This is a genomic window from Ferrovibrio sp. (assembly GCF_035304305.1).
Lineage (GTDB): Bacteria > Pseudomonadota > Alphaproteobacteria > Ferrovibrionales > Ferrovibrionaceae > Ferrovibrio.
In genome coordinates this window covers 1-3,833 of record NZ_DATGQG010000011.1, presented here as the reverse complement: position 1 = coordinate 3,833, position 3,833 = coordinate 1, and the positions used below count along the sequence as shown (strand labels likewise).

Genomic DNA, 3,833 nt, shown 5'->3' with positions numbered 1-3,833 from the left:
TCACCCGCTCCGAAGACGAGGCCTGGGCCCCCGACCTCATCGACGGCATCGCCCGCGTCGACGACCAGCTCGTACCCCTCCTCGCCCTCACCCACATAACCCAAAACCCCATCCCCCACTTGCCCAGCGCAGCCTGAGGCCTTACTGGAAAGGCCGGCCTGGCGCCGGCCTTTCCGCCGCCGCCGTCTGTTACGGATCCCGGAACCATCCATGATCGATTCCGCTTTCGCGCAGCCGATGCTGAATGTCCTGCGCATCGCGGTGTGGAGCGATGACATCGCGGACAGCAGCATCGACCGCATCCGGGCGCTGTTCCGCAGCCACGGGTCCGACATCACCGCCTGCAACTGGGATCCCGACGCGGCCGCCATGCCGCCGCTGCTGGCCGAGCTGTACCGGTGCTGGCGCGACCTCGCCCCGCCGGGCGGCCTGCCGAATCTGTCGCAGATCACCCCGATGGCGGTGCGGCCGGCACTGGGCTACGTGTCGCTGCTCGATCCGGTCGATGGCGGCACGGAATTCCGCTACCGCCTCTACGGCAGCGCCATGGCCGCCATTTCCGGCTTCGACCTGACCGGCAAGCTGCAGTCCGAGGCGCCGGTCAGCGCCCATCTGCGCGAATTCGTCATCGCCATCGACCGCGCGGTCTACCGCACCGGCCGGCCGTTCTATTCGTGCCACCGGCCGGGCAACGCGCGCCGGGTCGCCGCCTGGCACCGCCTGTCCCTGCCGCTGGTCAACGACCAGGGCGCGGTGGCCCGGCTGCTGGCGGTCAACCTGCCGCTCAGCGCCACCGGCCAGCTCCTGCGGATCTGAGGCTTCAGGCGTCGCGGCGCAGGGCCAGGATCAGGCAGGCGGCCCAGCCGATCACGGTCCAGCCGAGCAGGGCATTGGCGATCAGGATCTTGCGGCGCAGCCGGTGCCGCTTCCGCCAGGCCAGCAGGCTGGGCAGAAAATAGACGCAGGCCAGCAGCAGCAGGCTGACGAGGCTGAACAATCCGACTCCCATGGCCCGAGCCTAGCCGGCCGGAGGGCGCCAAGCCATTGGCGGCGGCCGGGAAATCGCTATGATCCGGGCCATTCGTCGGCACCGTTCCAGGGGTTTGCGTCATGTCGCTCCGTTCCAAGCTCGTCACCGTCTTCGGCGGCTCCGGCTTCATCGGCCGCTATGTGGTGAAACGCCTGGCGGAAGAGGGCGCCCGGGTCCGCGTGGCGATCCGCCGCCCCGACGAGGGCCTGTTCCTCAAGCCCATGGGCAGCGTCGGCCAGATCGACATCGTGCAGGCCAATATCCGGGTCGCGCCCTCGGTGCGCGCCGCCGTGGCGAATGCGGACGCGGTGATCAACTGCGTCGGCATCCTCTATCCGCGCGGCCGGCAGAGCTTCGACGCGGTGCAGGCGCGCGGCGCCGAGATCGTCGCCCTCTGCGCGAAGGAAGCCGGCGTGCGGCAGATGGTGCATGTCTCGGCGATCGGCGCCGACGCGCAGAGCACCTCGCATTACGCCCGCAGCAAGGCCGCCGGCGAGGCCGGGGTGCGCCGCCACATGCCGCAGGCCACCATCATCCGTCCCTCGGTGGTGTTCGGCCAGGAGGACGATTTCTTCAACCGCTTCGCCACCCTGGCCAGCCTTGCCCCGGCGCTGCCGCTGGTGGATGGCGGGAAGACGAAGCTGCAGCCGGTCTATGTCGGAGACGTGGCGGAAGCCATCGTGCGTGCGCTGGAGAACGGCGCGGCCGCCGGCCAGACCTACGAGCTCGGCGGGCCGAAGGTCTACACCATGCGCGAGATCATGGAGCTGACGCTGGCCGAGATCCGCAAGAAGCGCCTGCTGCTGCCGGTGCCCGGCGCGCTGCTCAAGCCGCTGGCCTTCGCCATGGAGCTGCAGCCGCTGTTCGCGCCGCCGATCACCCGCGACCAGATCGAGCTGCTGAAATCCGACAATGTCGTCGGCGAGGGCGCGAAGACGCTGGCCGATCTCGGCATCGCCAATCCTGTCCCGGTGGAAGGCATGGTCGAGACCTATCTCTACCGCTACCGCCGCGGCGGCGGCCGCTTCGAGCCGCGCTTCAGCTGATCTGGAGCTGCAGCGCCGCGCGGAAGCGGCGGCTGCCGGCGATCTGCCGGCCGTCGCTGAGCCGCAGGGTGAAATCGCCGCTCTCGTTGCTTTCGATGCTGCGCACATGGCGGCGGTTGACCAGCCGCGAGCGGTGGATGCGCACGAAGCCCAGCGCCGCCAGCTCGCCTTCCATGGCGGCCAGCGTCTGGCGCTGCAGCAGGGCGCGGCCGGGCAGCTGCAGCTCGACGTAATTGCCGGCCGCCTCGACGCAGAGGATCTCGGCCGGATCGAGGAATTCGCGCCTCGCCCCGTCGCGGATTTCCAGCCGGCGCCGCGCCGGCTCGGCCTCCTTCGTCACCACGATGGTCTGCGGCTTGCGCAGGGCGGCATCGAGCAGCCAGGCGCCCAGCGCCATGGCGAGATAGGCCAGCGCATCCTTGCGGCCCTCGTAGATCAGCCGGGTCAGCAGCGGATCGCCGCCGAGGCCATAGGCGCCGCCAAACAGCGGATAGAGCAGCAGCCGCAGCAGGGTCATGCCGCCGACATGGACGAGGCCGAAAACGATCATCCCGGCGACGTGGCCGACAACCACGCGCGGCCAGCCGATGCGCCGCGGATCGAGCCGCGCCGTCCAGGCGAAGACCAGCGGCGTGATGGCATAAACGATGCCGATGCTGGTCAGCTCGTCCACCGCGATCTGCCAGGCCGGGATGACGAGCCCGACCCGCTGCGCCTCGATCCAGTAGGACGAGCCGGTCAGCCCCGCGATCGCCAGCAGCAGGACGGCATAGGCGATCCAGGCCCAGCGCGGAAAGCGGAAAGCGCGGATTTCCGCGCGCCGCGCATCTCCGCCGCCCGGCCTGCCGCCCGTCACGCCGGCCCCGCCATCCGTCACCGGCGCGGTCATCGCGGGCCGCCGCCCGCGTCAGCCGGCCCGCCCGTCGCCCCCGCGCGATTGGCGCCCGGCGCCATCCGTGGCATCGCGGCGCTATCGCGTGGCTGAACCGGGACCCCTGTCATGACCGCATCCGCTTTTCCGCATCGCCCTGAATTCGCGCCCGAACCCGCGCGCCGCTTCGATCTCGACTGGCTGCGCATCATCGCCTTCGGGCTGCTGATCTTCTACCACATCGGCATGTATTTCGTGACCTGGCCCTGGCATGTGAAAAGCGTCCATGCCGGGCCGGCGATCCAGCCGCTGATGCTGCTCACCTCGCCCTGGCGGCTGGCCCTGCTGTTCCTGATCGCGGGCGTTGCCACCCGCTACATGGCCGGGAAGTTCGCACGCGACGGACAGTCGCGCGGCGCCATGGCGCGGAAACGCTCGGCGCGGCTGCTGCTGCCGCTCGTCTTCGGCATGCTGGTGGTGGTGCCGCCGCAGACCTATGCGGAAATCGTCGGAAAGCTCGGCTTCGACGAAGGCTTTGCCGCCTTCTACGCGAAATACATCGGCTTCCATGACGGCTGGCAGGTGGACGGCGCCCGGCTGATCGTGCCGACCTGGAACCATCTCTGGTTCGTCGCCTATCTCTGGGTCTACACGATGATCGTCCTGGCTGCGCTGCCCCTGCTGCACGGCGCGCCCGCGCGCCGCCTCGGGCTGTGGCTGCAGCGCCGGCTCGCCGGCCGGGGCCTGGTGGTGTGGCCGGCCCTGCTGCTGATCGCGCTGCGCCTCACGCTGCGGCCGGTCTTCGGCCAGACCCATGCCCTGTTCGACGACTGGTATCTCCATGCCGTCTATTTCAGCCTGTTCCTGTTCGGCTTCGGCATCGCCA

Annotated in this window: 5 protein-coding genes; 3 read left to right on the top strand and 2 right to left on the bottom strand. The window is 69.8% G+C overall.

Annotation, left to right across the window (positions count from 1 at the left end):
* The first annotated feature begins 210 nt into the window (after nt 1–210).
* Nucleotides 211–816: a PAS domain-containing protein gene (locus VKZ87_RS01155; protein ID WP_324219400.1), complete on the top strand. Its 606-nt coding sequence runs from the start codon at nt 211–213 to the stop codon at nt 814–816.
* Between the two features lie 4 nt (nt 817–820).
* Here VKZ87_RS01155 and VKZ87_RS01150 read toward each other — a convergent pair whose 3' ends face one another.
* Nucleotides 821–1,009: a superinfection immunity protein gene (locus VKZ87_RS01150; RefSeq protein WP_324219399.1), complete on the bottom strand. Its 189-nt coding sequence runs from the start codon at nt 1,007–1,009 to the stop codon at nt 821–823.
* 101 nt (nt 1,010–1,110) lie between these two features.
* Here VKZ87_RS01150 and VKZ87_RS01145 point away from each other — a divergent pair, with 101 nt between their 5' ends.
* The gene (locus VKZ87_RS01145) at nt 1,111–2,076 is read left to right on the top strand and encodes a complex I NDUFA9 subunit family protein (RefSeq protein WP_324219398.1); all 966 of its coding nucleotides are present in this window, start codon (nt 1,111–1,113) and stop codon (nt 2,074–2,076) included.
* Here VKZ87_RS01145 and VKZ87_RS01140 read toward each other — a convergent pair.
* Nucleotides 2,069–2,965, bottom strand: a complete 897-nt coding sequence (locus VKZ87_RS01140) for a LytTR family DNA-binding domain-containing protein (protein WP_324219397.1) — start codon at nt 2,963–2,965, stop codon at nt 2,069–2,071. The genes VKZ87_RS01145 and VKZ87_RS01140 overlap by 8 nt on opposite strands.
* Before the next feature lie 111 nt (nt 2,966–3,076).
* Here VKZ87_RS01140 and VKZ87_RS01135 point away from each other — a divergent pair.
* On the top strand, nt 3,077–3,833 hold a 757-nt coding region (locus tag VKZ87_RS01135; RefSeq protein WP_324219396.1), incomplete at its 3' end, for an acyltransferase family protein.